Genomic DNA, 26329 nt, shown 5'->3' on the forward strand with positions numbered 1-26329 from the left:
ACCCAGTTCAATGCTCCAAAAATGAAAAAGGGCGGCCATAGGCCGCCCTGTTAAGCGCGAATTATCTGAAATTACCGGTGAATCAGCGCAAGCCCCCTGATCTGCTCGATCAGGGTTGGGTCCTCCGCCAGAATGTATTCAAGATTACGCCGCGCCGTCCGTGCGTGCTCCCTGGCGATCGCTTCCGCGCGGCTGCCTTCGCGCGCTTCGATCGCACTGACGAGCGCCTTGTGCTGGTCCTGTGCGGAGCGCAGCGAACGGCGGAAGGCGGCGATATCAGCCTTGTCGGGCAGGAAGGCCGACGGCGAGGCAAAGGGCAGCGAACTTGCCCGCTCCACCTCACGCCGAATGATCTCGCTACCGGCAAGCGCCGCAAGCTGATGGTGGAATTTTTCGTTCAGGTCGGAATAGGCGTCGAAATCGACATCGTCGAGCTGCTCGCCAAAACAGGCGTCGAGCTTGAGCACCGTCTGCCGGATATCCTCGAGCGCATCAGGTGTGGCACCTCGTTCGGCAGCGAGCCTTGCCGCCATGCCTTCCATGACACCGCGCACCTCGATGGAATCGACCACATCGGCAAAGCCGAAGCGACGGACCACAAAACCGCCATTTGGCAGACGATCGAGCAGCCCCTCCTCCGTCAGCCGCGACATCGCCTCGCGCACCGGCGTGCGTGAAATATCGAGCGCCTCCGCTAACGGCACTTCGAAGAGGCGCGTGCCACCCTGAAGTTCGCCGCTCAAAATCTTTTCCCGCAACTCGATAACGGCGCGACGGCCATGCGTTGCGGCTTCACTCTGCTTCATCGGCGCCTCCAATCCCGGCTAAATGTATATAACAGCGCGAACGCATACAAAACCCCACCTCAAGCTATCACTCTAGCACATACTTGTATGCATACTGAGAGGCGCTGCCCGCGAAGTACGGCAATTGTCATAGCATATCAACCGATCACTTGACAAAATGTATACATTTATGATGTCTGCTTTGTGGGAGGAAAATCGATGGCAACGCTCGTGCTCATTCCAGGGCTCGTGTCTGACAGCATTGTATGGGCGCCACTTGCCGAGGCTGTCGCGCAGCACATGGCTGTGCATGCAGCCGACGTCTCTCTCACCTCCTCGATATCAACCATGGCAGAAAGCATTCTCGCTGCCACCGACGGCGATCTCATTGCGGTCGGTCATTCCATGGGCGGGCGCGTCGCCATGGAAATGGCACGCATCGCACCGGAGCGCGTCAGCGGCCTGGTGCTCGCCAATACCGGCCATCACCCGAAACGCGACGGCGAGGAAATCAGACGCCAGCAGATGATCGACCTTGCCCACCGCAGCATGGAAGAACTGGCCGACGAGTGGCTGCCGCCCATGCTGAGCCCAACCCGGCTGGCGGATGCGGAACTCATCGCCAGTCTGCGCGCCATGGTCCTGCGAGCCGATCCCGATATGCATGAGCGGCAGATCCGCGCGCTGATCAACCGACCGAACGCCAGCGCCTATATAGCCGAACTCGGCTGTCCCATTCTGCTTGTCGCAGCGCGCCACGATGGTTGGAGCCCGATCGTCCAGCATCAGGAAATCGCGGACGCGGCATCCGATACAGAACTCGTCATCATCGAAGATGCCGGCCACTTCGCACCCGTAGAGCGGCCAGTCGAAGTTACGGCCGCAATCGCCAGCTGGCTGATGCGCAGATTTGGAGGAATTATGCTTGAGAATACCGTGACCATTCCCGATACACCGCTCTTTGATCGGGCCGGCTCGATCCGTGGCTACCAGCTCAACAAGATGGCGATGGCGCTTGGTCAGCCCGCCAACCGCGACGCCTTCAAGGCGGATGAGGATGCCTATCTCGCCCGCTTCGGCCTGGACGATGAGGAAAAATCCGCCGTCAAAAGACGTGACTGGCACGAGATGGTGCGCCTCGGCGGCAACCTGTTCTTCATCCTGAAGATCGCCGCTGTCGACCCGACGCCGATCACTCAGATCGGCGCTGCACAGGCCGGCATGTCGCATGAGGATTTCCTCTATGAAAGACTGGGGAAGAAAAGAAATGGCTAAGATCATCGGCGGCCTCGGAACGAGCCACGTTCCCTCAATCGGTGCGGCACTCGACAAGGGCCTGCGCGACACGCCGGACTGGAAGCCTTTCTTCGACGGCTACGAGGCAGGCAAGCAATGGATGCGCGAGGCGAGACCCGATATCGCCGTCGTCGTCTTCAATGATCACGGCAACAGCTTCTTCCTCGATCGCGTACCGACCTTCGCCGTCGGCGTGGCGGAAACCTATCAGCCGGTCGATGAAGGCTGGGGACCACGGTCCATTCCCGCCTTCGAAGGTGCGGTCGATTTTTCCTGGCACTTCGTCGACAAGCTGGTCGAGCGCCACTTCGATCCGCTGGTCTGCCGCGAGATCGAGGTCGATCACGGCCTGCAGGTGCCGATGGAACTCTTTTTCGGCCGGCCGGAGCGTTGGCCGGTCAAGGTTTTGCCGATCTGGGTCAACACGATCCAGTATCCGATCCCCACCCCGCAGCGCTGCTGGGAAATGGGCAAGGTATTGCGCGAGGCGATCGAAAGCTGGCCGGGTGACGAACGCGTCGTCATCCTCGGCACCGGCGGCCTGTCGCATCAGCTTCAAGGCGCCCGCGCCGGCTTCATCAACCAGACGGCGGATCGCGCCTGGCTGGACGGCATTGCTGCCAATCCTGAACCTTATCGCGCCATGAGCCGCGAGGATTATGTCGAGCAGTTCGGTTCTGAAGGCGCAGAGCTCATCATGTGGCTGGTCATGCGTGCCGCCATGAACGAGCAGGTAAACCTCGTCCACAAGCACTATCATGCCCCTGCCTCCATGACCGGTGCCGGCATGATCGTTCTGGAAAACGCCGCTTGATGCCCGCCTTCTTCCTCATGCGCTGCTTGCATCATTCCGGGCAGGATAGCGCCCGCGACCTGCACCGCCCGGCCCATCGCGCCTGGGTGCAATCCGGCGGTGAAGGCCTCGCTACGGTGCTGATCGGCTCTGCCCTGCTCGATGACGGCGGGACCTCGATCGGCAATTTCGGCATATTGGAAACGGCTGGTATCGCCGAAGCGACAGCCTTTGCAGAGGGCGACCCTTTCAACAGGGCAGGCATTGTGGCAAAGATCGAACTCACGCCATTGCCTGCGACATTCCAGGCCGGACGCATCCGTGATCCGATGACACCGAGGACATAGAGTTTTAGTTCCGCCACGAGCGGGAGGGGTGCCCCGGAGAGGGGCAGATGAGGGGGCTGGCAAAGCAAGAGAGGGAACGATCGGACCGAGAGGGACGGTCGCTTGTGAGCTACGGCCCCCTCATCCGGGCCTTACGATCCCGACCTCGGATGCTCATCCCCTGTGAGGCCTCAACCGCAATTCCAGCGCACGTCGGACAGTTTCTTCCAGCTCGCCAGTCTGGCCGAGGCCGCAAGCACCCATGCGCTCCTGCACCTCGGCAATCTCCATCGCCAAGCCGCCTCGAAGCCCAAGCGCATCGAGCGTCGCAGCGCTTTCGCGCATCTCCGCCGCTCGCCGACGCCCGTGCCGCGTCGTACGCTCCATCTGGTATTCGGCAAATTGCGGCCAGTTGAGACCAGGAAAAGACCCTGAAAGCGAAGAGAGGATTTCCTCGTAACAGCCGGATGCCTTTGCTGCGAGCAAGGCCTCGACAGTGATCGCCTCCAGCCCTTTCACAAATAGCGAACGTACCATCTTGATCGCTGTTGCAGCACCGGCTGCCGGCCCCGCAATCTCTGCCGAAAAGCCGAAACCCAGAAGCTCCGGCAACAGCCGCTCAGCCGGAGCACCGGCGAGCAGTACGGGCGTCTGGTGCTTGCGCGGGTGAACCGGCGCCATGACCGCCATGTCGAGATAATCGCCGCCCGCCGCTTCTACAGCGAGAGCTGTCCCCCGTTTTCGGCCGGGAGACACGGAATTGATATCGATCACCACCTGCCCCTGACGCAGATGCGGCAGCAGCGGTTCGACCGCAAGCAGGCTCTGGTCGGCAGTCACGGCGCTGAACACCCAGTCCGCTTCCGAGAGCCCCGCAATGGTCTCGGAAATATCGGCGCCGCGGTTCCGCATCGCTTCGCGCACGGCCTCGCCGCCCGAGGCAAGCAGGATATCATAGGCGATGAAGCTCAGGCCCGGCCGGCTCAAGCCCTCGTGAAAAGCTCGCGCCGCTTCGCCGTAACCTAGAAACCCGATCCTCATCTCAGCCTCCTGTTTTGCGGATATGACGGCCTGTCCTTGTTGATCAGCAACAAAGTGCAGCAGCATTCACGCAAAGACATATCCGTCGAAAAGCTTACGGGCGGTCCGCAGCACTGCAGCATCGGTCACGACACCGTCCCTGACGCTCGCGACCACACTCATCTCCCCGGTCGGATGCTCGACCGAGATCAGTTTCTCGTTGCCATCGGGCACGACAGCCAGTTTTGCCGCCGGCCCTTCGGGCAGCAGGCAGGCCGTCGCCACACTGACGGCGCCGAGCACGCCGATCGCATCATGGCAGCGATGCGGAATGAAGGTGCGTGTCGAGATCGCGCCACCAGCTCTTGCCGACGAAACCATGGTCATCTTCGGCACGGATTTCTTCGCGACATCGCCAAGATTCATCATCGGCCCTGCCTTCAACCGGATCGCCTCAAGTTTTGCTTTGAGGTTTCCATCGGCTTCGAGCGTATCAGGCGTTTCCGTCCCATCGATGCCGAGATCGCTGGCGAGCATGACGACACAGGGCATTCCATTATCGATCAACGTGCATGCGACACCCTCGATGATATCGACGGCATGGCCGGTCGGCAGCAGGGCTCCACAGCTTGAACCTGCCGTATCTGCAAAGGTGATCGGCACCGCCGCCGCCGTGCCCGGCACGCCGTCGATACGAGCGTCACCCGCATAGGTCACACGGCGATCCGGCGTGGCGATCTTGGCGGTGGCGACCTGCCCGGTATTTTCCATGAAGATGCGGACTTCGGTCTGCTCATCCTCGGCCTCGATCAGGCCGCGCTCAATGGCAAAAGGCCCGACGCCGGCAAGGATATTACCGCAATTCTGCGCATCGGTGACGATGGGCTCGTCGACATAAACCTGCAGGAAAAGATAGTCGATATCGACGCCGGGCCTCTCGGACCGCTGGACGACAGCGATCTTAGAGGTCAGCGGGTCGGCACCTCCCATGCCGTCGATCTGTCGCGGATCGGGCGAGCCCATCACGCGCAGCAGAAATCCATCGCGATCCTCGGGCAGATCCTCAGCCAGGAAATAACCGCCCTTGGAGGTGCCGCCGCGCATCCACATGCAGCGAACGCCGTCTTGCGCGGCGGCCCTAGACATATTTCAGCCCCTTCTCCGTCAGCCGTTCGCGCATCTTGTAGATATCAAGCCCGAGTTCGCCTGCGGCAAGCCGCCGGCGCTTCTCCTCTTCCGCCGCGACCCGCTGCTCGGCCTTGCCGGCAACGTCAGCAGCCTCCTCCCGCCGCACGACACAGACGCCATCATCGTCGGCAACGATCACGTCACCTGGATTGACCAGTGCAGCGGCGCAGACGACGGGAATATTGACCGAGCCTAGCGTCTCCTTGACCGTCCCCTGCGCAGAGATCGCCTTCGACCAAACGGGAAAGTTCATCGTCTTGAGATCGGCAACATCGCGTACGCCGGCATCGATCACCAGCCCGCAGCAGCCACGCGCCATGGCAGACGTCGCCAGAAGATCGCCGAAATAACCGTCCTCGCAGGGGCTGGTTGGCGCAAGCAGCAGGATATCACCCGCTCTGATCTGCTCGATAGCCACATGGAGCATCCAGTTGTCGCCCGGAGGGGCGGAAATAGTCACCGCGCTCGCCGCAATCCTCGCACCCGGATAGATCGGTCGCATGTAGCTTGCGAGCAGGCCCTTGCGGCCCTGCGCCTCATGCACGGTCGCCACCCCGCAGGCAGCGAGACGATCGATAACGGATTGTTCCGCCCTCTCGATGTTCTGAACGACGACGCCCATCAGAGTTCATCCACCGTTCGCGGGAACACCGACTGGAAGCCCTCGGCATGTGTTGCCTTGCGGCCGCCCGACTGGCCCCCGGAATTCCGCATGAAATGATTGCCGCGGTTCTCGGCGACATTCTTGTAATAGTGCCAGAGATGCTCCTGCCCCTCCATGCACTGGATCGCCGCCCATTTCTTCTCCCAGACCGGTGAAATATCGAGGAAGACGTCGGGCTTCCATTCCATCTGCTCTGTCTGATGCGGCTCGAAGAGATAGAGCTGCGGCGCGCCAAGGACCTTCTCGCCGGGCTTATGCCCCCAGGCCTGCGCGATCATCCGCGCTTCGAGCGCCACCTGTGTCGCGTACATATGGTCGGTATTATAGGGATCCCACTTGGAGTGGCTGAGCATGAATTCCGGCTGCACGGCACGGATCACATCGACCAGCCGATACTTTGCCTCCTGATCCACGACCAGCGGATAGTCCCCGAGATCGAAGAACTGGATATCGTGCACGCCAAGCGCCTTGGCCGCATTTTCCGCTTCGATACGCCGCCCTGCCTTTACCTTTTCCAGGGTCATCCCGGCATTCTTCCAGAGCTTGGCGCTCTCGCCACGCTCGCCGTAGGAGAGGCACACGACCGTCACCTCGTAACCCTTTTCCTGATGCAGCGCGATCGCACCGCCGCAGCGCCAGACGAAATCCGCCGAATGCGCGCTGATGACCAAGGCCGTCTTTGCCATGAACTAGTCCTTCCTCGCCACCGGTGGCGTGCCATGCGTGTGAAATGTCTCGATCGTCTTCAGACCCCAGGCCTGGCCTTTCTTGCGCTCCGTCTCCGTCCAGGTGACTGTCGGCCAATCGGGCCTGAGGATCAGCCGCGCGCCGGCATTGGCGAGCTCAACACGGTTGCCCGCTGGCTCCCAGACGTAGAGGAAAAAGGTGCCCTGGATCGCATGCTTGTGCGGCCCGGTTTCGATATGGACGCCGTTCTCCAGAAAGATATCGGCCGCGCGCAGAATGTCCTCGCGCTGGTCGACCGCGTAGGTCACGTGATGGAAGCGACCCTTCGCACCGGTATGGTCCTCGGAATAGGCGATGTCATAGGTCTTGTTGTTGACCGTGAACCAGCAGCCTCCAAGCCGGCCATTGTCGAGCTGGATCTGCTCCGTCACCCGGCTGCCAAGCGCTTTCGTCATGAAGTCGCGGATTGCCCTGATATCGCTTGCGAGCAGGTTCAGGTGGTCGAGCCGGCGCGGACTGGCGCCGCGCCCATGATAGCGCTGGGCGATATTCTTCAGCGCTGGACGCTCCCCTTCGGGCGCCTCATAGACATGCGTTTCGTAATAGAGCTCGAAAATATGACCATCCGGATCGGTGAAGCGATAGGCGCGGCCATGTCCCGCGTCGCCGTCCACCCAGCCAAGGCCACAGCCCATTTCCTCGATCACCTTCACCCGCCGCTCCAGGGCTTCCGGAGACGACGTGCGATAGCCGACATGGCCTACGCCGGTCGTGTGATGCCGAACCAGTTTCAGCGTATGGAATTCATAATCGTCGAAGGCGCGCAGATAGGCGACGCCATCTTCAATCAGGCTGGGTGTGAGCCCATAGACCCGCGTGAAGAAATCCAGGCTCTCGTCGAAACGGTCGCTGTAGAGTTCCACATGACCGAGATGGGCGACATCAAAACAGGGCTCGGTCATCCGGCAGGCTCCCAGGCGATGGCCTCACCGGCTTTCAAAAATCTCATGATGATCCTCCTCGCAGGCGAACGCCTCCACGTCCGCCTGCCATTGAAAATACTAGGAAGGTTGGCAGCAGCAGGCAACTTCGTTCTGCTGACGGGTCATAAGCTGAGGTTACAGATAGGGGCAGAAGTGGGCTGAAAGGACGGCTGCCAAGCCCTGCTCTAGCGACCGTCCACCCTGCCCGGACCTAGACAAAATGGATGGTTTTCAGCTCGATATAATTGTCGAGGCCCTCGATGCCGCCTTTAGCGGCCCTGCCCGGATTTCTTGACGCGGCCGGAGCGAATGCGCCGCCTACACGACAGGCACGTTCCTGTTCTTTTCGAGTTAAATGAATACCTGTAGATCGAGATATCTGCAGATTTATCGCAATTTCACCCGAAATTGACTCATCTGGATTGAAATAGATTTCTTTATGTATACATTCTGAGAGGCGTAGAGGAGTGCCGAAGGGAGTAATGAAATGGTGTTGTTGAATTTTGCCGGCAAATCCAGGGAACGCACTCCTGAGCCGGAATTCGCCGACATGATCGAGGGTTGGTCGATCGAGGTCATGCCACGTACGGCCGCTAAGATCGATGACTTTCGTGCATTCCTGCCGACGGGGACCCGAGTCTATATCGCTCATCTCGACGGCACCCCGATCGACGATATGGTGGCGACGGCAAGGCGGCTAAGCGCACAAGGGTTTGCAGTCATGCCGCATCTCCCGGCCCGCAGTATTCCCGCTGTCAGCACATTGGCGGACTGGCTGGAACGATATCGGGGCGAAGCCGATGTCCGCCAGGCTCTCCTGCTCGGTGGCGGCAGGAACACGCCTGTAGGCGATTTTCACAGTTCCACACAATTGATCGAGACCGGGCTTTTCGACCATCACGGCTTCACGCATCTGCATTTTGCCGGTCATCCGGAAGGCAGCCGTGATGTCGATCCGGACGGATCAACTGCCCTGGCCGATCGGGCACTGCTCTGGAAACAGGATTTCGCCTCGCGTACCGATGCGCAGCTTGCCATCACCACTCAATTCACCTTCGATCCTCAGCCTGTCATCGACTGGGCGGAACGCATCCAGGCAGCCGGCGTCACCATGCCCATTCATGTCGGCATTGCCGGTCCAGCCAAGCTGCAGACATTGATCAAATACGCAATCTCCTGCGGCATTGGCCCCTCGATCAAGGTGCTGCAGAAGCGCGCCATGGACATGAGCAAGCTGCTCTTGCCCTACGAGCCGACCGATCTGGTCGCTGCCTTTGCCGATCACAAAGCAGAAAAGCCTGAAAGCCTCATCGGCCAACTGCATATCTTCCCGCTCGGCGGCATCCAGGTGGCGGCAGACTGGATGAACAAACACCGTTCCGTCGAAACATCGGTCGCGCTACCCTGAGAAGCCCCTCCCCGGGTCCTCAGGAAGAGCCATGCCGACGCCCAACCATCCAAATATCAGACATATCAGGCTGTTCGTCGCCTGCGCTGAGACCGGCTCGCTGACATCAGCCGCAGCCATTCTCGGCATCACCCAGCCTGCAGCATCCCAGGCCTTGCGGCGCCTGGAAGAGCTTCTGGACGCAACCTTGGTCGAACGCGACGCCATGACGCTGACGGCAGCAGGCAAGATCGCCCAACAGCGGTTTCGTCGCCTTCTTGGTCTTATCCGTCAGGCCTGCGGACCAGCTGCAAAAGCGGCAATCGGCGTTGTCGAGATGCGCCTCACATGGCCGCACCTGCGCGCCATTGCGACATTTGCCGAACATGGCAGCTTCAGCGCCGCTGCCCGCATGCTGGAGCAATCGGAACCGGCCGTACAACGCGCCGCTCGCGAAGCCGAAGTCGTCATCGGCATTTCCCTTTTCGAAAATTCCGGTCGCAATGTCCGCCTGACGGCTGCAGGCATTTCCGCCGCCCGCTGGTTCAACCTGGCGATTTCTGAATTCGAAAACCTTCGCCACGAGCTGCTGGAGGCACGCAATCACTATGCCGGCCGTATCTCGATCGGCACCCTGCCACTGACCCGAACCTTCCTGGTGCCCGACGTAGTCGCACTTCTCGCCAGCCGCTATCCGCTCTCGCGCTTCGAAATCGTGGAGGGCAGCTACGGGGTGCTGATCGACGATCTCGAGCGCGGCCGTATCGATATCCTCGTCGGCGCGCTGCGCAGAAGCCTCATCTCGAAAACGCTGCATCAGGAACCGCTCTTCGATTTCGATCTCAGCGTCGTCGGACGGGCCAACCATCCCCTGACGCAGCGCCGGGAGATCAGCCCTGACGATCTCGCAAACTACCCCTGGGTCGTCGCCCGCCGCGACACGCCCTCGCGCGAAACCTTCAACACCGTGGCAGCAACCTTTCCGAAGGACAAGCCTGCCCGTCAGAGCGTCGAGACCGGCTCGCTCAATGCCATCAGGGGCGTGCTCCTGAAGTCCGATCACCTCGCCCTGCTCTCCCGCCATCAGATCCGCTATGAGCTAGAGGCAGGCTTTCTCGCCGCGATGGATTATCCGCTGCCGGATTCGCGCCGCCCCGTCGGTGTCACGCTGCGCCGCCACTGGCTGCCGACGGCCCTTCAGGCGGAGTTTCTGGCTTTACTCAGAGGGCATTCGGCAGAACTCGACTAGCCTATGCCTCTCTCACGATTGCGCGAGCGGCCACCATATCCTCGGAATATGCGATAATGGTTCTCTGACCAGGGCGCCAAACACCGATATTTCATGGAGTTCTTCGAATGCCTTTACGCTGTGCCATTCTCGATGATTACCAGCGCGTCGCCCTCTCCATGGCCGACTGGAGCGGCATCGAGGCGAAGGTCGAGATCAACCGTTTCGACGACCATATAGCCGATACCGACACGCTGATCGGCCGGCTGGCGGACTATGACATCATCATCGCCATGCGGGAACGCACCCCTTTCGACGCCGAACGCCTCGGTCGGCTGCCGAAGCTGAAACTGCTGATCACGACCGGCATGGCCAATGCCTCGATCGACATGGCCGCTGCCACCCGCCTCGGCATCACGGTTGCCGGCACGCGCGGTTTTGTCGGCTCAGCCGCTGAACTCACCTGGGCGCTGCTGATGGCGCTGGTTCGCCATATCCCCTCGGAAGTCGCCAATTTCCGCGCAGCGCAAAATCCGTGGCAACTCTCCGTCGGGCGCGACCTCAGGGGGCTGACACTCGGCGTCGTCGGCCTCGGCAAGCTCGGCCAGCAGGTCGCCACTTACGGCCGCACCTTCGGCATGAACGTCATCGGCTGGTCGCGCTCCAACACGCCGCAGAAAAGTGCCGATCTCGGTATCGGCTACGCCGCCTCCCTCGATGAACTGCTATCCGCCGCCGATATCGTCACGCTGCATCTCACCCTCAATGCTGAAACAAAAGGCATCATCGGCAAGCGCGAACTCGACCGCATGAAACCGGGTGCCATAATTCTCAACACATCCCGGGGACCACTTGTCGACGAGCAGGCACTGGTCACAACACTGGAAAGCGGCCATCTCGGCGGCGCCGGCCTTGATGTCTTCGACGAGGAGCCCCTACCCGCAAACCACGCGTTCCGGCGGCTCGCCAATGTCGTGGCGACCCCGCATCTCGGCTATGTGACGGAGGAAACCTATCGCATCTTCTATCGGGATGCCGTGGAGGATATCGCCGCGTGGATCGACGGAAAACCGGTCCGGGTTCTGAATTCTCCGAAGTAGAGTGGGAACGACTGCTTACACATTGCCTCGCAGGCGAGCGCCGCCATCGAGCGAGCGGCGGTGCATTTTGAACAACAAGGCTCCCCGCTTTGCCGCGGGGAGCCTTGTTCGTCAGACCGGTGCGCGAGGATCGTGCCGCGCAAGGCGGCGCAGCAGGTAATCGACCTCAGCCCGTGCCGTTGCACTGAGCGCGCTTCCAGGCTTGCGCTGCGCATCCGAGGTGATGACGCCCCGGCGCATGAGAACTTGCTTGCGGACGGCAAGGCCGACGCCGAGCTGCTGCTCGTAGCGGATCAGCGGCAGATGGGCATCAAAGAGATCATGCGCCTCATCGCGTTTTCCCGCAGCAAACAGATTGACCAGTTCGACAAGCATGTCCGGGAAACCGTAGCCGGTCATGGCGCCGTCAGCACCACGCTCCGGCTCGAAATCGAGGAACATGCCGCCATTGCCGCAGAGTATCGAGAAGGGCCGAAGCTCGCCGGCTTTCTGCATGGCGCGCAGCTTTGAGATCTTCTCCAGCCCCGGCCAGTCCTCGTGCTTGAGCATGACGCAGGAGGGATGATCGGAAATGATCTTGGCAACCACGCTGGCCGACATGACGACCGTCAGCGTCAGTGGATAATCCTGTAGCACCCACGGAACGTCAGTGCCGACGGCCTCAACAGCCTGCGCAAAATACTGGACGATCTGCTCATCGGTGCGAAGCGCCGGCGTCGGCGCGATCATCACGCCGGCAGCCCCCATATCCATCGCATCGCGGGCGAGCGAACGCATCGCCGCAAAGCCAGGTGCAGAGACGCCGACAACGACCGGCACTCTTGAACGGCCGACCACCTGGCGAATGATTGCCCGCGATTCCGCAGGCTCAAGCTTCGGCGCCTCACCCATGATCCCGAGGATGGTCATGCCGGTAACGCCGCTGTCCTGATAGAAGTCGGTCAGCCTGTCGATTGACGGCGCGTCGAGAGTACCATCAGGCAGGAATGGCGTGGTTGCAATTGCATAGACGCCCATTGCGTCCGTTCCGAAGCTCATTGTGCATCCTTCCACGCCTGATAGCGTGCCTTCGTTTCCGCGTTCATGGGATAGAGACCAGGCAGCGGCACGCCCCGGTCGATTTCGGTCATGATCCAGCCTTCCATGCGCTCCTGTTCCGGCGCTTCGGCAAGCACCGCATCGAGCAAGGCGGCTGGGATAAGCACGGCGCCGTCCTTGTCGGCAACGACGATATCGCCGGGGAAAACAGCAACACCACCGCAGGCGATCGGCTGTTGCCAGCCGACGAAGGTCAGCCCGGCGACGGAGGGCGGCGCAGCCATGCCATCGCACCAGACGGGCAACTCGCTCGCAAGCACGCCTTCCAGATCGCGCACCACACCATCGCTGACCAATGCCGCGACCTTACGCTTCATCATCCGGGCGCAGAGAATATCGCCGAAGATACCGGCATCCTGCACCCCCATCGCATCGACCACGGCAATGCATCCCTCGGGCATATCCTCGATCGCCGCCCGCGTGGAGATCGGCGAAGCCCAGCTTTCGGGCGTTGCCAGATCCTCACGCGCCGGTACGAAACGCAGCGTGAAGGCTGGGCCGACCACCCGCTCCTGGCCCGGCCTTAGCGGCTTTGTACCGCGCATCCACACATTCCTGAGCCCCTTTTTCAGAAGCACGGTTGTCAGAGTCGCCGTGGAGACGCCCTTCAGAGTTTCGATAACGGCTGGATCTAGAGACATGGATTGCACCTCATATGCTCTGGATGAGGCCGCCGTCGATGCGGATGACGGAGCCGGTAATATAGGATGCGCGCGGGCTGGCGAGAAAAGCAACCGTGTCGCCATATTCCTCCGGCCGGCCGTAACGCCCGACAGGAATGGCGGCTGTGCTCTCCGCCGTCACCTCTTCCACCGGCCGGTTTTCGCGCTTCGCCTTCTGCTCGTCGAGGAAAGTAATGCGGCCGGTCGCGATGCGCCCCGGCAGCACGATATTGGCGGTAATCCCATCGCGGCCGATCTCACGGGCGAGCGTCTTCGACCAGCCGACCAACGCCAGACGCAGGCTGTTGGAAATACCCAGATTGGGGATCGGCGCCACGACGCCAGATGACGTGGACGTAATGACACGGCCCCAACCGCGCGCCTTCATGCCGGGTAATACGGCATCCGTCACGGCAATCACCGAACGCACCATCATGTCGAAATATTTCGACCAGGTTTCCGCCGATTGACCGGAGGCCGGTGTTGGTGGCGGTCCGCCCGTATTGTTGACGAGGATATCGACGGCCCCAAAAGTATCGGCGATCACAGCCAGCCTCGCCTCGATAACAGAGAGATCGGCGATATCCCAGCCGATCGCCAGCGCCTTCCCTCCAGCGGAAACGATGCCTTCCGCCGTCTTCCTGGCCGCGGCTTCATCGATATCGGCAACGGCGACGCGAACGCCTTCCGAGGCCAGCGAGCGGGCAATCGCGCCACCCAAACCACCACCAGCGCCGAACACCAGCGCGGTCTTTCCATTCAATTGCATATCCAAGGCAGATACTCCGGTTTCGTCAGCATTATGGCGATCACGAAAAGAAGAAAAATCTCGCTTTTTCCAGTTTCAGAAGATAGAAAAACTTTTCTTATGGAAACGCGCTTTCTCGATACCTTCCTGCTGGTTGCCGAACTCGGATCGCTGGCCGAAGCCTCCCGCCGCCTCGGTATCACGCCGGCCGCGGTCGCCCAGCGCATGCAGGCGCTGGAAGACGATGTCGGCGTGCCGCTGCTGACCCGGGTTGGCCGCCGTGTCCGCCCGACCGATACCGGCCACGCCATCATCGAAAAGAGCCGCAGGATCCTCGCAGAGGTCCGCGATCTGCGCAGCCTTGCCAATGCCGATCTGCCTTCCGGCGAGCTTCGTCTCGGCGCCATCACGACTGCGCTGACCGGGCTGCTGCCCTCAGCCCTGCATGAAGTCTTCGCTACCATGCCGCTGGTCGAGGTCTTCCTGCTGCCAGGCCCGTCGACCGATCTCTACCAGCGGCTGATAGACCGGGATATCGACGCGGCGATCATCGTAAAGCCACCTTTTTCGATACCGAAAACATTGGAATGGGAACTGCTGCGGGCCGAACGTCTGGTTCTTGTAGCGCCTGCCGATTGCCGGGGCGAGAACCCGCACGAACTCCTGAAGACCCGCCCCTTCATCCGCTACGACCGGAACAACTGGGGCGGCCGCCTTGCCGACGAATATCTTCAAAGACAGGGTTTGAAGCCGGCTGAACGTCTGGAACTCGATTCCCTCGAAGCGATCTCGGTCATGGTCGCCAATGGGCTCGGCGTCTCGCTGGTGCCGGACTGGGTAAGACCCTGGCCGGAAGGCCTCAACATCGCTGTCCTCGAACTGCCCGTGCCCTTTCCACCGCGAGAGGTCGGGATGCTTTGGCCGCGCAGCTCCCCATCGCGCCGGTTGACCGGCATCGTACTCGACGCGCTCAAACGCTCGCAGACCGCCATCCGGCCCTAATCGTTTTTGGCCGAAATCAGGTTCTTGCGCTGATAGACATGGATATAATCGACCAGCAGATAGGACGGGTTCGGCGTTTCATCGATCGGCCAGCCTGACCCCAGCGCAAGATTGACCAGCGGATAGAAGGGCATCTGGAATTCCGGCGGCGTATCAAAACTCCAGAGGGGATTACGATCCAGATAGAAGGTCGATTTCTGCGGGCCGATATCGACGCCAAAAGTGTGGTAGTCGCTGCTGAGCGAGCCTTCGGGCACATTCGTCAGATGGCCGTCCGTCGTGTGCTGGTTGCTCGGGCGCCAGACATGATAGCCCATGCTGAACTCGCCGGGCGCACGGCCGTAATATTCGATCACGTCGATTTCCGAGGTAAATTTGGACCGGTCGAGGCCGATCAGCCAGAAAGCCGGCCAGACGCCCTTGCCGGGCGGCAGCTTCATACGCGCTTCAAAATAACCGAACGTCTGAGAGAAGCCTTCGCCCTTCGGATTGGTAGAGGCAAGCAGGCCGGAGCGCCACTTACCATCCACATCCTTCCGAGCCTCGATCCGCAAGATGCCGTCATTGACCGTAAAAGGGAAACCGTCCATCGGGTCGGTAAACTGAGCATCGCCGAAATCGCCATTCCACGGTGTATGCGCGATCCAGCGCGATCCGTTCTCGCCCCAGGCCGAAGCATCGAGCGTGTTGAAGTCTTCGGCAAAGGTCAGCTGAAAATCGTCGAGATTGAGCGGCTCTTCTGCCTCGCTCGGCCGCGGACTTGGTGGGCCGAAAAGGCCGATGACGATAAGAAGCGCAAATCTTCCGGCAAATTTCGTGTGGTGCATGTTTCTCCCTCCAGGAGATTTCGACCCCGTTGTGGGGTTTTGGGAGCCGATCATGAAACGACGACTCCGTTTCGCCAGGGCATGATCTTTCTGACGACGATGGCTTCCAGCCCGTCGGGCCGCCCTACGGCCTGCCACAAGAGCAGGGAGGAAACCCAGAAGATTGCAAGCGCCGCAACGCTGCAGAGACCGACGCCGATGACGAGTTCGATGCCGAGCGGCATGGCGATGAGAACAGGCTGAACCCAGAGCAGGAAACCGATCATCGGCAGGCAGGCCGCAAGCGGCCGGACAAACGCGTAGAGCTGCGCGCCAATCGAGGCACCGATCAGCCGCTGCGTGATAACAAGGCAGACGACATAGGCAACGACAGCGGCGATGACGCGCGCTGCCAGCGCACCGTCAAGCCCGAACATCACGACGCCGAGCACCGTAACCGGTGCCCTCACTGCGAATTCAGCAAACATCCTGAGCGCCACATAGCGGGTCTTGTCGAGAACCATAACGAGCGGCGGCATGATGGTCGTCGGCAGACCGATCAGGCTGACGGCGCAGAGCCACTGCAGGATCGGCGCCGCAAAGGCCCACTTCTCGCCGACGACGATGCGCAGGATCGGTTCGGCCAGGAAAATGATGACGAACAGGATGGGAGCCGCCACGACCATGATTGCATTGGTGGCCTTCAAATAGGCGGTAATCTGCTTGCCTCGGTCGCTGACATTGGAAAAGGCGGCCATCAGCGGGCGCATCAGCGGACCGACGAATGTCTGATAGGGAATACCGGCAAGATTATCCGCGACGCTGAAGGCACCGTAGGTGGAAAGGCTCGTAAAGCGCGGCAGCAGCAGCCGGTCCATCTGCCAGTTGAGTGAATTGAGAACCTGCGAAATCGTGTTCCAGCCGATCATGTCCTGGAAGTGCTTCCATTCCGAAAGGCTGAGCCTCGGCCGCATCGGCGCGAAGATATAGGAGACGATGGTCGACGCCGTCGGTCCGGCAACGGCGCCAATCGCCAGCCCCCAGTAACTGTCGGTCGCAAGCGCGACACCGACGCCGAAGATCAGAGTCGATCCCTTGGCGATGATGTCGAGGGCAAATTCGCGCCGGAAGTCGAAGCGCTGCATGAAGAGCACCATGCGCGGGCTGATCACACTACGCATCGCAGGCGCGATAGAAACCACGGCAACCAGTTGGAAAAGCCGCGGATCGTTGTAGATGAGAGCCATCGGCCAGGCGATGACGACCATCAACAGGCTGATCGCCGTTCCTCTTAGGAGGCTCAACGTAAAAGCCGTTGCAAACATCCGCTCAGTTGGCAAGGGAACACGCACCAACGCCTGGGTGAGCGGCAGATCGAGGATCGCCTCGACGATGACAAGAACCGACGTGGCAATGGCGACGATTCCGAAATCGGCCGGGCTCAAAAGTCTTGCAAGAATGAGCAGGCTCACGAAATCGAGCAGTCGTGCCAGGAATTTTCCGCTGATTGTCCAGATGCTTGCTGTCGCCGTTCTATGCGATACGCTTGACACGATCTATTCCTTGGCCATGAGCAACGAACCTCTTCTGGGGAGCGCTGGGTGCCGCCGCTCCGGGGTTTTTGTGCGTGTCAGCTTACTTTCCTCCTGACGGGGCTTGCGGCCTGATGGCCATGCTTGGCGAGTTGCTCATCGATGAGCGAGCCGAGGCGGTCGCGGAACACTGCTGCGGAGAATTTCAGGGCGTGGTTATGGATCGCCACCGGATCGAGCGTGTCCTCGACCGCTTCGAAGGCTGCCATCGTTTCCATCAGCGCTTCCGTACTCTGCTCGGCAAAGCGGAAGCCGACATGCGGTGCGCAGACAGTCTCGCGTGCGCCACCCGCATCGAAGGCCAGAACCGGCCGGCCGGACGCCATCGCTTCCACCGGCAGAATGCCGAAGTCTTCGATGCCGGGGAACAGCAGAGCGCGGCAGCGCGACAGGTGATCGCGCAGAACCGGGAACGGCTGATGCCCGAGAAACTGTACCGTCGGTCCGGCGATTGACCTAAGATAGGCCTCCTGCTCGCCCTCACCGATCACGACCAGATTGCGGCCCATTTCCGTGCAGGCCTTCACGGCAATATCCGGCCGCTTATAGGCGGTGAGCTGGCCCGCATAGAGATAGAATTCGCCCTTGCCCTGCCCGATGGCGAAATCGTCGGTCGCGACCGGCGGATAGATAACGACGGCGTCACGGTCATAGAAGCGGCGGATACGGCCCGCGACATAGCTGGAATTCGCTACGAACGTATCGACGCGCGAGGCGGTCGTCACATCCCAGGCCCGCAGCATCGGAGCCGTGAGTGACATCATTGCCTTGCCGATCCATGAAACACCGCGCCGGTACACATGGAACTGATCCCAGATGTAGCGCATCGGCGAATGGCAGTAGCAGATGTGGAGTGCATCCGCCCGGGTGATGACACCCTTGGCGGGGCCGGATTCACTTGAAATGACAAGATCATAGTCCTGCAGGTCAAAGTGCTCGAGCGCGAAGGGCATGAGCGGCAGCATCTTTGTGTAATGGCGCGTAGAACGCGGGATCTTCTGCAGGAAGGACGTTTGGATGTTACGGCTGTTCAGGAAATCGCTGGTACGATCGGGATTGTGCACCAGTGTGAAGATGTCTGCCTGAGGGAACATACGGCAGAGTTCTTCCACCACCTTTTCGCCACCGCGCATCGATACCAGCCAGTAGTGGACGATAGCAACGCGAGGCTGCTTCGCATCGACCCGGCTGCCGGCTTCGACGACCCGGCTTCTTGCCACGACGGGCGCGTCGCCGCGGAATGCCATTGCTTCGGGGAGAGAGCTTGCTGCTTTGACAGTCACCTGAACGCTCCTTGTATGATCGCCCCGCCCCTCGGCTCGGGCACTACATTCGTCGGAATCAGACTGCGGTATTGCGCGAGAAGGGCATCGCGCCATTCTTCATGCGTCGTCGCCAGATTGGGCGACAGCCGGAAGGCACGTTCGCTCATGAGGCGAACATCCTCCCTCGGCATTTTGCGGAAGGCCGCCAGCGTTGTGGCGAAGGCTTCCTCGTCCATCGTGTTGCAGGAGATCGCCATTCCGGCCCTCTCCATTTCCTCGGCAAGGAAAGCGCCCTTGGTCATGATCACAGGAAGGCCGCTGCGTGCCGCCTCGATCGCCACAAGGCCGAAAGGCTCCGGATAGCGGGACGGCATGACAAGCGCGCTTGCGGTGCGGATGATCCGGCCGATCTCCGCATGCGACTGCCAGCCCATGGCCCTAACATGATCGCCCGCCGCCACGACCTTCGGCATCAGCGGGCCGTCGCCGATCACGCAAAGCCTTGCACCAGCCCTGCGCGCAGCGGCAAGCGCGTCTTCGATGCCCTTTTCCTCGTCCAGCCGGCCAATGAAAACGAACTCATCATTATCCTCGGCAGTGATACGCTCGGCCGTCAGTGGCGCGATCGGATTGCGGATGGTGACGAGCCGTTCCGGCTGGTAGCCGGAGCCCACCAGGAACTCTGCCATCTTTTCGTGGAGCAGGATGATCCTGCTGAAGGCGGGACGGCTTCTCAGCGCGCGCAAGAGATTGGCGCCGCGGGCCGCGCGCCACAGCTTTTGCGCATAGCTGCGCTTGTCGCAGGAGGTGGTGATGCAGCCTGCCCCGAGCGGACGACGCTGGCAGATCTCCTGCGCCTGATAATCGAAAAAGGCCCCATTGGGACAACCGGTAAAGAAATCATGGGCGTGAACGACGCATCGCTCCGCAACGGGTGTAAGCGCGTCGAAGACCGCCGGCGACAGGATCTGATGCCAGCCATGAACATGATAGGCTGTCCTGGGCGTATCATTGGCCCGCACCCAGGCGGAAATCATGCTGCCGGCTGCCGGATTGTGAATGCCGGTCGCGAAGGCCTTGGCTCGGTTGGAACTCAGGAGGTCACGGCTATTCAGTTTGACGATTGAAACGCCGAGGGCCGCAAGCTCCTCGTTCCCTCCATCGTCGCCGCAGATATAGGTCACGGCAATGCCGAGTCCGCAGAAGAGCTTCGCCGACAGGACCGCAAGGGCGGTCGCCCCACCCCTCGCCGTCGAATAATCGTCAATGACGACCACACGGTCGAGCACCGGGTGCGCCGCGATGCCGTCCCTCCATATTTTTGCGTAGCGTCCGGAAGCCGGCCACCGCAACGTCGAAACGGCAGGCCCATTCTCATCAGGACGCAGTTGGCCGATGTCGTTCATAGAAGCTCTCCGACGACAGACACAATGGATGCTTTTTGACGGCCAGGCCCCTAACCGTCCATGAGGGTGAAGTGGTCACGGACCGGCTGCGAACGGCAGCCGGATCGTGACGAAGTGCATTATTTTGCCGACGCCGCACCGTCGGCATAGGCTTCCAGCGCCTTGCGGTTGAGGATACGGATCCTGCCCTGGGCTCCGTCGATCACCTTGCATTCACGCAGGCGACGCAAGCACTGGTTGACTTTTTCACGAGAAGCCGGAAGCGTCGCCGCCAGATCGTTCTGGGAAATTATCAGCACGTCCCGGTTCGCCGGCGTATCCTTTCCGTAGACCGAAGATAGCCGCAGAAGCATTGCCGCCAGCCGCGACTGAAGGCTGGATCCGGCGTTCGAAATGATGCGGCGCTCCAGCTCGGAAACACGCGCAAGCGTTCTCGAAAAAACCTTCTCCTGGAACTGCGGATCGGTGGCGTACCTTTCCCGCAGCAGCCGGCCTTCGAAGAAGTATAGCTCGCAATCCGAACTGGCTCTATACTCCAGATTCAGTATTTGCTTACGTAATACTTCGAGCTCACCGATCAAACCGCCCCTCGGAATGATCTCCACAATGAACTCCCTGCCATCAGGCAGCATCGTACTGGCGCTGACTAGCCCGCGCTGCACGCGAGCAAACATATCTACAAAGACTCCAGCGCCTGCAATAAGTTCGCCGCGACGAAAATTTCGTATAGTCGCGCGGCAGAACGGGAAGTCGTCGTCACTTGAGATGCGATTGTTCAAAGATGTATCCGGAACAACGCTAATAGCCGCATTGCCCACAGCGACCCTATAGTCTCTCGTTTGTGTAGCTCCGTCCATGCGCATAACTCCCCAACAAAACAGATTGGTCGTAGCTGATGCTGCACTGCATCATTTATATTGTCCTAACTTGAGAGTCAAATAACAATCGAAGATGACAAGAGCATCTCAAATAATAGTGACAATACCACCAGTTATATAGATTATATTTTTTCTAGTATCCGTCGAATTCAGGAGAGGTATTAAGCCAAACTGCCTATTTTTGGGGCGGTCCCTATCAAAATTGTTCAAAAAATAGCTACAACGCCCGGCTTCATCTATTCAAGCCGTGCGCCTTAGACGACATGTAAGTTAAATTTTCGAATAAAATTAGGATGTAGAAATCCCCTGCCGCCGAATTCGTAGAGAACTCCGTAGCATTACAGTATTAGCATAAAGAATTTGCTAATCATTATGACCGCGGTCACAGACAAGCACATTGCGCTGCACCAAACTTCATAAGGTTCTAACCGGAAACTTTTGGAGTCGGTCGATGACTTGGGAAACACAGAGTATTGAAGTTCGTGAATCCTGGCCGAACGTTGACCAGTCCGCGCCGAATAACGATCGTCGCATAGTATCACGGCCTCATGTGGTCGGAAGGGCATCCAAGCGCGCGGTTGATATCGTCGTCGCAACCACCGCTCTGGTTCTGCTGTCACCTCTGATGCTGATCGCAGCACTCATCGTAAAGTTGAGCGATCCCGGGCCAGTCTTCTATTCGCATACGCGTATTGGATATGGGGGTGCCGCCTTCGGCTGTCTCAAGTTCCGCACCATGAAGACCGATGCCGCCGCACAGCTCGCCGAGTTGCTGCGCGCCAATCCCTCAGCGCGGGCCGAGTGGGAAACGACGCGGAAGCTGAAGAACGATCCGCGCATCACCACTGTCGGTGAGATCCTGAGGAAGTCCAGCATCGATGAGCTCCCTCAGCTCATCAATATCCTGCGCGGCGAAATGAGCGTTGTAGGCCCGCGGCCGGTGACGGCTGAAGAACTTGCCCGCTACGGCGAGCATGTCACGAGCTATATGGCCGCAAGACCAGGCCTGACCGGACAGTGGCAGACCAGCGGCCGCAACGATGTCAGCTACGAATATCGCGTTGCGCTTGATGTCCAATATGTCCGCGACTGGTCGCTCGCGCGCGATTTCATCATCATCGCAAAGACCGTTCCCGCCCTGTTCTCGCAGCGCGGCTGCTACTAATCCAAGAACGACGTATGGCCCGACCCGGGCCATACGCACCTGCTGGATATCAACGAAGAAGACACTCTCGCCCTTTGGATCAGGACACTATGAACTCAAATCACGTCTTCAGCAGCGTCTCCCCGATATCTTTGCCGGCCACGGCCAGCGGTAGTTCGTCGCTGACGCTGCGGGACATGTCCTTTTTCGTGAGGATGCGTTGGCCTTGGATCGTGTCTACCATCCTGGTCTTCCTGGCACTTGCCGCTGCCTATCTCCTCATCGCCAAGCCGACCTACGTGGCCAGTACCCAGCTTATGGTCTTCCCGCAGGTGAACGGCTCGGACGCTCAACGCGCGTTCGCCGAAGACGCCTTCATCGATGCACAGCTTGAAATAGCGAAGTCCAGCGACGTGCTTGGTGGCGCCGCCAGCGCGCTGAACCTCGCCAACGATCCGGCCTTCTCCAATCAGTCCCTGTCCCTGCAGGACAAGGTCAAGGACTGGCTGACGGGCAACGCCACCAGCACCGCCCCACCGGAGACGGCACTGGGTGATGCAACCTCGGGCAATGCCCAGCCAGCTGCGACGAGCCAGGAAGCGCAGCGGACCGACCGGGCGATCGCACGGCTGCGCAATATTGTCGCGATGCGCCGCATCGGCCAATCGACGATCCTCGAAATATCCGCATCCGCATCCAACCCGCAGACGGCGGTTGAGATCGCCGATGCGGTTGCCCAGCAATACATCCGCAAGAATGTCCAGATGAAGGCCGCTGCGGCCCAGCAGTACAGCGAATGGCTAGAACAGTTCGTCAATGAACAGCAGCGCGGACTTGCCGATGCCGCAAGTGCGCTTGCCACCTTCAAGGCGAACCCGCGCGACCAGTTCAAGCTTGCTGAGTTGCAGAGCGCGACCGACGCCCGCCGCACCCTCTTCGAAAACACCCTCACGCAGTACACCGAGGCCAAGCAGCGCATTTCCTATCCGGTCTCCGACGCCACCATCGTTTCGCGGGCCACCTCACCGCTCTCCAAGGCGCAGCCGAACAATTCGCTTATCCTCGCCTTCGCGCTGATCGTAGGCGCCGGTTCCGGCCTTGGCCTGGCCATGATCCGCCATGTCAGCGACCGGCGCATCATGCGCACCAACCAGCTCTCGCAGGCGGCCGGCCTGTCTTTCGTCACACCTCTTGGGCGCGCAAAGAGGGCTGGCCGCGCGGCGGCGTTGCCTACTGCCAATGATAGCGGCACCGTCGCCTATCCGATGATCCCCGGAATGGCCGAACTTGGTGCGACTGTCACAGGCTTTCGCCGCAGACGGCGCGTGGTGATCGGCATCGTGGCCGTTAACCCGGGCGGAGGAGCATCCACCATCGCCTGCGAGCTTGCCGTGCTCTCGGCAATATCAGGTTCGCGTACCCTGCTGATCGATGCCGCGGCGACAAAATCTTCCCTGAGCAAGTCCATTGCGCCCAACAGTTCAGCCGGCCTGATCGACGTGCTCGACAATATCGAGGCAATCCGCACCGCCACCCTGTCACTGACACCGACGCTCAAGTTCCTGCCTCTTGGCAAGGTCCGCGCCGTGACGCCCGCCGTCCGTCTGAGCTCGCGCCGCACTCAGCTCAACTTCAGCGATCTGAAGAAGGAATTCGACGCCATATTCGTCGATATCTCCGCCTTCACCTCGTCGCCTGACGCCAATGCGATCGCTCCGGAGCTGGACGGCGTTCTCGTCGTAACCTCTTACGGCCGCACTTCGATTGACGAGACCGTTCGCGTCGTCGACAGCATGCGCAATGTCGGCGCAGAAATCCTCGGCGCGATCATCAACAACACACCAGCGAGTGTTCAGACATGATGGCTCCGACCCCACAAGCACCGAAGCTGAAGATCGCCGTGGGCATTGCCTCGGCGGGCCGGCCGGCGACGCTTCTGGAGACGGTAACCTATATCGACAGCCTCCAGCCTCACCCGGAGCGCATTATCGTCTGCGTCCCCAACCTGGATGACGCTGCCGGGCTCACCGACCGAAAGGGCGTGGAATTGAAGGTCGGCCCCCGCGGCCTGACCTCCCAGCGCAACCGGATCATTGAAGCCGCAAGCGCGGACATGGACGTGCTGATCTTCCTCGACGACGACTTCATTCCCGCGCCTGGCTTTATTCCGCGCATGGCAACCGTCTTCGCCGACAATCCGGATGTGGTCATCGCGACCGGAGACGTCCTCGCCGACGGCATTCTCGGCAAGGGTCTGACCCAGTCCGAAGCCATGCATGTCATCAAGACCGCAGGCGAAAGAGGCGAGCAGGTGACCGAAATCTATAACGCCTATGGATGCAACATGGCGGTTCGGCTGGCGCCAATTGTCGGCCACGGGCTCGCCTTCGACGAGGAGTTGCCGCTCTACGGCTGGCTCGAAGATGTCGATTTCAGCCGGTCCATCGCTCGCTACGGACGATCGGTGCATATTTCGGGCGCCTGCGGCGTCCATCTCGGCGTCAAGTCCGGACGCCAGCCCGGCAAGCGGCTCGGCTATTCGCAAGTCGCAAATCCCGTGCATCTGATGCGCAAGGGCACCATGTCCTTGACCCATGCGTTGGCGCAGATCGGCCGCAATATCCTGGCGAACGCCCGAGGCGCCCTGCTCAATGATCGCGCAGTCGACCGTCGTGGCCGGCTGAACGGCAATTTCCTGGCTTTGTCCGATCTGCTGATGGGACGTGCATCTCCCATGCGCATCCTCGAACTCAGCCAGTCCTCAAATCGCGAGATGCCTTCGCCATCCATCGCGGCAAAACGGAGGTAACAGACGCCATGTGGCCCATGTCTTTCCTTGATCGTCTTCCATTCGTTGGCCTTGCCGCCGTCTTTACCTGCGCGATGGGATGGAGTGCTGCCCACGCCGACAGCTACACGCTCGTCCCCGAGGACAAGATAAAGCTGCGGGTCGTGGAATGGCGTTCCACCGATTCCAAATATGCGAGCTGGGAAGCTCTCGATGGAACCTACAGCGTCGATGATGCGGGCAATCTTTCGATCCCGATCGCCGGTCAAATCAGCGCCTCCGGTCAGACGACCGAGCAGCTGTCGGATGCCATCTCAGACGCACTGGCCGACAAGGCCGACCTTCCCGGAAGGCCTTTCATCGCTGTCGAAATAGACCAGCACGCGCCGATCTTCGTCAACGGCAGCATCGAGCGGCCGGGACGCTATCCCTTCGAGGCCAATATGACCGTTATCAAAGCCGTCAGCATTGCAGGCGGCTACATGCGGTCGCGTGACGACAGCAGCTACTACCAGCGAGATCGCATCCAGTCGGCCGGCGACTATCGCTCAGCCCTCCTGAATCGCCGCGATCTCTTGATGCGTGCAGCCCGCCTGCGCGCCGAGATCGCCGGTCAGTCGGATTTCGACATTCCTGCCGAGATCGCCGGCGTGCCGGATATCGACAAGCTCAAGGCGGAGGAACTGAACCTGATGCGCCTACGGGCTGTCGAGTCCAACAGCCAGATTGAGGCGGCAGACGATCTGAGCCGCCTCTATACGCAGGAAATCCAGTCGCTGGAGGCCAAGATCGTCTCCCAGAAACGACAGATCGATCTTGCGCAGCAGGAGCTGAACAACGTCAACAGCCTCGTCAGCAAGGGCCTGACCAGCAATACCCGCCAATATTCGGTGGACCGCGGCCTGGCTGAAACCCAGAGCGAACTGCTGGACCTTGAGATCGCGCTGACCAAGTCCCGCCAGGGGCTGAACGAGAGCCAGCGCGAAAAGGCAACTATTATCAACAAGCGGAACGCCGAAAACCAGCAGGAGCTGAACACGCTCAGCCTCGCCATCAACAAGGCGGGCATCGACATGCAGGTCGCGCAACTCCTTGGCGATCAGGCCGGATACAGCGCCGAACTCGCCCGCATGGGTGCAGAATCGACGCTCCTCGGCACGACGAAGAAGAACTTCAAGATCATTCGCCGCAACGAGGACGGCAGCTACACCAATATCGTGGCAGATGAAAACACCGCCCTGTTGCCGCATGACATCATCGAGATCGGCGTCGAGGCAGCTGCCGATGCCTCATCTGCTGCATCGCAGCCCCAGCAGCCGGCCGCCGCCCTCATCCCTAATGTAGCCCGAAGCGATACGCCCCGTCCCAACTGGGTATCGCGGACGGGATCGAACTAGGAGACCACGGTAGGACTATGCCTGTTAGCGTCGGAGTTCAGTTCATGTCTGCATTTGCCGTCTTTTTGCGCCGCACGCAGGGTGTG

General features: G+C 60.5%; 26 protein-coding genes. 11 read left to right on the top strand and 15 right to left on the bottom strand.

The annotated features are described in order from the left end of the window. Nucleotides 1-71: 71 nt before the first annotated feature. The gene (locus AB8B33_RS17930; protein ID WP_439016388.1) at nucleotides 72-806 is read right to left on the bottom strand and encodes a GntR family transcriptional regulator; all 735 of its coding nucleotides are present in this window, start codon (nucleotides 804-806) and stop codon (nucleotides 72-74) included. Nucleotides 807-1004: 198 nt separating this feature from the next. Here AB8B33_RS17930 and AB8B33_RS17935 point away from each other — a divergent pair, with 198 nt between their 5' ends. Genes AB8B33_RS17935 through AB8B33_RS17945 form a run of 3 tightly spaced genes read left to right on the top strand, consistent with a single transcriptional unit; the run spans nucleotide 1005 to nucleotide 3221 of the window. Next, nucleotides 1005-2060 (top strand): alpha/beta fold hydrolase, encoded by a 1056-nt coding sequence (locus tag AB8B33_RS17935; RefSeq protein ID WP_439016389.1) that lies wholly within the window; start codon nucleotides 1005-1007, stop codon nucleotides 2058-2060. Then, nucleotides 2053-2895 carry a class III extradiol dioxygenase family protein gene (locus tag AB8B33_RS17940; RefSeq protein WP_439016390.1) on the top strand — a complete coding sequence of 281 codons (843 nt, stop codon included), beginning with the start codon at nucleotides 2053-2055 and terminating at the stop codon, nucleotides 2893-2895. Before AB8B33_RS17935 ends, AB8B33_RS17940 begins: the two co-directional genes overlap by 8 nt. Then, a complete protein-coding gene (locus AB8B33_RS17945) occupies nucleotides 2895-3221 on the top strand; it encodes a YciI family protein (protein WP_113319501.1) in 327 nt (108 codons plus the stop codon). Before AB8B33_RS17940 ends, AB8B33_RS17945 begins: the two co-directional genes overlap by 1 nt. A 153-nt stretch (nucleotides 3222-3374) precedes the next feature. Here the strand turns inward: AB8B33_RS17945 and AB8B33_RS17950 are convergent, their stop codons facing one another. The 5 genes from AB8B33_RS17950 to AB8B33_RS17970 all read right to left on the bottom strand — a co-directional run bounded on the left by AB8B33_RS17950 (nucleotide 3375) and on the right by AB8B33_RS17970 (nucleotide 7721). Further along, on the bottom strand, nucleotides 3375-4241 hold the full coding sequence (locus AB8B33_RS17950) for an NAD(P)-dependent oxidoreductase (protein ID WP_113319577.1): 867 nt from the start codon (nucleotides 4239-4241) through the stop codon (nucleotides 3375-3377). Nucleotides 4242-4307: 66 nt separating this feature from the next. Further along, nucleotides 4308-5366: a 4-oxalomesaconate tautomerase gene (locus AB8B33_RS17955; protein WP_439016391.1), complete on the bottom strand. Its 1059-nt coding sequence runs from the start codon at nucleotides 5364-5366 to the stop codon at nucleotides 4308-4310. Then, nucleotides 5359-6030 (bottom strand): 4-carboxy-4-hydroxy-2-oxoadipate aldolase/oxaloacetate decarboxylase, encoded by a 672-nt coding sequence (locus tag AB8B33_RS17960; protein ID WP_310386045.1) that lies wholly within the window; start codon nucleotides 6028-6030, stop codon nucleotides 5359-5361. Before AB8B33_RS17960 ends, AB8B33_RS17955 begins: the two co-directional genes overlap by 8 nt. Then, nucleotides 6030-6758: a PIG-L deacetylase family protein gene (locus tag AB8B33_RS17965; protein WP_310386047.1), complete on the bottom strand. Its 729-nt coding sequence runs from the start codon at nucleotides 6756-6758 to the stop codon at nucleotides 6030-6032. Before AB8B33_RS17965 ends, AB8B33_RS17960 begins: the two co-directional genes overlap by 1 nt. A gap of 3 nt (nucleotides 6759-6761) precedes the next feature. After that, complete coding sequence (locus AB8B33_RS17970; RefSeq protein ID WP_310386049.1) at nucleotides 6762-7721, bottom strand: VOC family protein; 960 nt, start codon at nucleotides 7719-7721, stop codon at nucleotides 6762-6764. Between the two features lie 508 nt (nucleotides 7722-8229). Between AB8B33_RS17970 and AB8B33_RS17975 the strand changes: the two genes are divergently transcribed. The 3 genes from AB8B33_RS17975 (at nucleotide 8230) to AB8B33_RS17985 (ending at nucleotide 11457) form a co-directional block, all read left to right on the top strand. Beyond that, a complete protein-coding gene (locus AB8B33_RS17975) occupies nucleotides 8230-9150 on the top strand; it encodes a methylenetetrahydrofolate reductase (protein ID WP_439016392.1) in 921 nt (306 codons plus the stop codon). A 31-nt stretch (nucleotides 9151-9181) separates the two neighbouring features. Further along, on the top strand, nucleotides 9182-10378 hold the full coding sequence (locus AB8B33_RS17980) for a LysR family transcriptional regulator (RefSeq protein ID WP_439016393.1): 1197 nt from the start codon (nucleotides 9182-9184) through the stop codon (nucleotides 10376-10378). Between the two features lie 107 nt (nucleotides 10379-10485). Further along, nucleotides 10486-11457, top strand: a complete 972-nt coding sequence (locus tag AB8B33_RS17985) for a D-2-hydroxyacid dehydrogenase family protein (RefSeq protein ID WP_439016394.1) — start codon at nucleotides 10486-10488, stop codon at nucleotides 11455-11457. Between the two features lie 111 nt (nucleotides 11458-11568). On the opposite strand, the gene AB8B33_RS17990 is transcribed toward AB8B33_RS17985, so the two are convergent. Genes AB8B33_RS17990 through AB8B33_RS18000 form a run of 3 tightly spaced genes read right to left on the bottom strand, consistent with a single transcriptional unit; the run spans nucleotide 11569 to nucleotide 13992 of the window. Continuing rightward, nucleotides 11569-12495 (bottom strand): dihydrodipicolinate synthase family protein, encoded by a 927-nt coding sequence (locus AB8B33_RS17990; protein ID WP_439016395.1) that lies wholly within the window; start codon nucleotides 12493-12495, stop codon nucleotides 11569-11571. Next, a complete protein-coding gene (locus AB8B33_RS17995; protein ID WP_113322662.1) occupies nucleotides 12492-13196 on the bottom strand; it encodes a ribonuclease activity regulator RraA in 705 nt (234 codons plus the stop codon). The genes AB8B33_RS17990 and AB8B33_RS17995 overlap by 4 nt, the downstream gene beginning before the upstream one ends. A 10-nt stretch (nucleotides 13197-13206) precedes the next feature. Beyond that, nucleotides 13207-13992, bottom strand: a complete 786-nt coding sequence (locus AB8B33_RS18000) for an SDR family oxidoreductase (protein ID WP_162748009.1) — start codon at nucleotides 13990-13992, stop codon at nucleotides 13207-13209. Nucleotides 13993-14085: 93 nt separating this feature from the next. Between AB8B33_RS18000 and AB8B33_RS18005 the strand changes: the two genes are divergently transcribed. Then, nucleotides 14086-14967 (top strand): LysR family transcriptional regulator, encoded by an 882-nt coding sequence (locus tag AB8B33_RS18005; RefSeq protein ID WP_439016396.1) that lies wholly within the window; start codon nucleotides 14086-14088, stop codon nucleotides 14965-14967. Here the strand turns inward: AB8B33_RS18005 and AB8B33_RS18010 are convergent. The 5 genes from AB8B33_RS18010 to AB8B33_RS18030 form a co-directional block, all read right to left on the bottom strand. Further along, nucleotides 14964-15794: a glycoside hydrolase family 16 protein gene (locus AB8B33_RS18010; protein ID WP_439016397.1), complete on the bottom strand. Its 831-nt coding sequence runs from the start codon at nucleotides 15792-15794 to the stop codon at nucleotides 14964-14966. The two genes, AB8B33_RS18005 and AB8B33_RS18010, sit on opposite strands and share 4 nt — an antisense overlap. Before the next feature lie 50 nt (nucleotides 15795-15844). Next, nucleotides 15845-17326, bottom strand: a complete 1482-nt coding sequence (locus tag AB8B33_RS18015; protein WP_439016398.1) for a lipopolysaccharide biosynthesis protein — start codon at nucleotides 17324-17326, stop codon at nucleotides 15845-15847. A 77-nt stretch (nucleotides 17327-17403) separates the two neighbouring features. Further along, nucleotides 17404-18648 carry a glycosyltransferase family 4 protein gene (locus tag AB8B33_RS18020; protein ID WP_439016399.1) on the bottom strand — a complete coding sequence of 415 codons (1245 nt, stop codon included), beginning with the start codon at nucleotides 18646-18648 and terminating at the stop codon, nucleotides 17404-17406. Further along, complete coding sequence (locus tag AB8B33_RS18025) at nucleotides 18645-20036, bottom strand: glycosyltransferase family 4 protein (protein WP_439016400.1); 1392 nt, start codon at nucleotides 20034-20036, stop codon at nucleotides 18645-18647. The genes AB8B33_RS18020 and AB8B33_RS18025 overlap by 4 nt, the downstream gene beginning before the upstream one ends. A 119-nt stretch (nucleotides 20037-20155) precedes the next feature. Then, nucleotides 20156-20893, bottom strand: a complete 738-nt coding sequence (locus AB8B33_RS18030; RefSeq protein WP_007820756.1) for a Crp/Fnr family transcriptional regulator — start codon at nucleotides 20891-20893, stop codon at nucleotides 20156-20158. A gap of 472 nt (nucleotides 20894-21365) precedes the next feature. Here AB8B33_RS18030 and AB8B33_RS18035 point away from each other — a divergent pair, with 472 nt between their 5' ends. Further along, the gene (locus tag AB8B33_RS18035; RefSeq protein ID WP_439016401.1) at nucleotides 21366-22079 is read left to right on the top strand and encodes a sugar transferase; all 714 of its coding nucleotides are present in this window, start codon (nucleotides 21366-21368) and stop codon (nucleotides 22077-22079) included. Nucleotides 22080-22179: 100 nt separating this feature from the next. Here AB8B33_RS18035 and AB8B33_RS18040 read toward each other — a convergent pair whose 3' ends face one another. Further along, a complete protein-coding gene (locus tag AB8B33_RS18040; RefSeq protein ID WP_310386069.1) occupies nucleotides 22180-22302 on the bottom strand; it encodes a hypothetical protein in 123 nt (40 codons plus the stop codon). Here AB8B33_RS18040 and AB8B33_RS18045 point away from each other — a divergent pair. The 3 genes from AB8B33_RS18045 to AB8B33_RS18055 are packed head-to-tail and all read left to right on the top strand — an operon-like array spanning nucleotide 22256 to nucleotide 26243. Further along, nucleotides 22256-23920, top strand: a complete 1665-nt coding sequence (locus AB8B33_RS18045; RefSeq protein ID WP_439017270.1) for a Wzz/FepE/Etk N-terminal domain-containing protein — start codon at nucleotides 22256-22258, stop codon at nucleotides 23918-23920. The two genes, AB8B33_RS18040 and AB8B33_RS18045, sit on opposite strands and share 47 nt — an antisense overlap. Then, nucleotides 23917-24867, top strand: coding sequence for a glycosyltransferase family 2 protein (locus tag AB8B33_RS18050; RefSeq protein WP_439016402.1), 951 nt, complete (start codon nucleotides 23917-23919; stop codon nucleotides 24865-24867). The genes AB8B33_RS18045 and AB8B33_RS18050 overlap by 4 nt, the downstream gene beginning before the upstream one ends. An 8-nt stretch (nucleotides 24868-24875) precedes the next feature. Further along, a complete protein-coding gene (locus tag AB8B33_RS18055; RefSeq protein WP_439016403.1) occupies nucleotides 24876-26243 on the top strand; it encodes a polysaccharide biosynthesis/export family protein in 1368 nt (455 codons plus the stop codon). The last annotated feature ends 86 nt before the right edge of the window (nucleotides 26244-26329 follow it).

Source organism: Rhizobium sp. 768_B6_N1_8 (assembly GCF_051811225.1).
Classification (GTDB): domain Bacteria; phylum Pseudomonadota; class Alphaproteobacteria; order Rhizobiales; family Rhizobiaceae; genus Rhizobium.

What these genes read in the sequence shown, in the direction of transcription:
- AB8B33_RS17995 (WP_113322662.1), bottom strand. Translation starts at nt 13,196, where the DNA reads ATGTCTCTAGATCCAGCCGTTATCGAAACTCTGAAGGGCGTCTCCACG.
- AB8B33_RS17950 (WP_113319577.1), bottom strand. Translation starts at nt 4,241, where the DNA reads ATGAGGATCGGGTTTCTAGGTTACGGCGAAGCGGCGCGAGCTTTTCAC.
- AB8B33_RS17990 (WP_439016395.1), bottom strand. Translation starts at nt 12,495, where the DNA reads ATGAGCTTCGGAACGGACGCAATGGGCGTCTATGCAATTGCAACCACG.
- AB8B33_RS17985 (WP_439016394.1), top strand. Translation starts at nt 10,486, where the DNA reads ATGCCTTTACGCTGTGCCATTCTCGATGATTACCAGCGCGTCGCCCTC.
- AB8B33_RS18030 (WP_007820756.1), bottom strand. Translation starts at nt 20,893, where the DNA reads ATGGACGGAGCTACACAAACGAGAGACTATAGGGTCGCTGTGGGCAAT.
- AB8B33_RS17930 (WP_439016388.1), bottom strand. Translation starts at nt 806, where the DNA reads ATGAAGCAGAGTGAAGCCGCAACGCATGGCCGTCGCGCCGTTATCGAG.
- AB8B33_RS18055 (WP_439016403.1), top strand. Translation starts at nt 24,876, where the DNA reads ATGTGGCCCATGTCTTTCCTTGATCGTCTTCCATTCGTTGGCCTTGCC.
- AB8B33_RS17965 (WP_310386047.1), bottom strand. Translation starts at nt 6,758, where the DNA reads ATGGCAAAGACGGCCTTGGTCATCAGCGCGCATTCGGCGGATTTCGTC.
- AB8B33_RS18025 (WP_439016400.1), bottom strand. Translation starts at nt 20,036, where the DNA reads ATGAACGACATCGGCCAACTGCGTCCTGATGAGAATGGGCCTGCCGTT.
- AB8B33_RS18005 (WP_439016396.1), top strand. Translation starts at nt 14,086, where the DNA reads ATGGAAACGCGCTTTCTCGATACCTTCCTGCTGGTTGCCGAACTCGGA.
- AB8B33_RS17940 (WP_439016390.1), top strand. Translation starts at nt 2,053, where the DNA reads ATGGCTAAGATCATCGGCGGCCTCGGAACGAGCCACGTTCCCTCAATC.
- AB8B33_RS18010 (WP_439016397.1), bottom strand. Translation starts at nt 15,794, where the DNA reads ATGCACCACACGAAATTTGCCGGAAGATTTGCGCTTCTTATCGTCATC.
- AB8B33_RS17970 (WP_310386049.1), bottom strand. Translation starts at nt 7,721, where the DNA reads ATGACCGAGCCCTGTTTTGATGTCGCCCATCTCGGTCATGTGGAACTC.
- AB8B33_RS18050 (WP_439016402.1), top strand. Translation starts at nt 23,917, where the DNA reads ATGATGGCTCCGACCCCACAAGCACCGAAGCTGAAGATCGCCGTGGGC.
- AB8B33_RS17960 (WP_310386045.1), bottom strand. Translation starts at nt 6,030, where the DNA reads ATGGGCGTCGTCGTTCAGAACATCGAGAGGGCGGAACAATCCGTTATC.
- AB8B33_RS17975 (WP_439016392.1), top strand. Translation starts at nt 8,230, where the DNA reads ATGGTGTTGTTGAATTTTGCCGGCAAATCCAGGGAACGCACTCCTGAG.
- AB8B33_RS18045 (WP_439017270.1), top strand. Translation starts at nt 22,256, where the DNA reads ATGTCCTTTTTCGTGAGGATGCGTTGGCCTTGGATCGTGTCTACCATC.
- AB8B33_RS17955 (WP_439016391.1), bottom strand. Translation starts at nt 5,366, where the DNA reads ATGTCTAGGGCCGCCGCGCAAGACGGCGTTCGCTGCATGTGGATGCGC.
- AB8B33_RS17945 (WP_113319501.1), top strand. Translation starts at nt 2,895, where the DNA reads ATGCCCGCCTTCTTCCTCATGCGCTGCTTGCATCATTCCGGGCAGGAT.
- AB8B33_RS18040 (WP_310386069.1), bottom strand. Translation starts at nt 22,302, where the DNA reads ATGGTAGACACGATCCAAGGCCAACGCATCCTCACGAAAAAGGACATG.
- AB8B33_RS17980 (WP_439016393.1), top strand. Translation starts at nt 9,182, where the DNA reads ATGCCGACGCCCAACCATCCAAATATCAGACATATCAGGCTGTTCGTC.
- AB8B33_RS17935 (WP_439016389.1), top strand. Translation starts at nt 1,005, where the DNA reads ATGGCAACGCTCGTGCTCATTCCAGGGCTCGTGTCTGACAGCATTGTA.
- AB8B33_RS18035 (WP_439016401.1), top strand. Translation starts at nt 21,366, where the DNA reads ATGACTTGGGAAACACAGAGTATTGAAGTTCGTGAATCCTGGCCGAAC.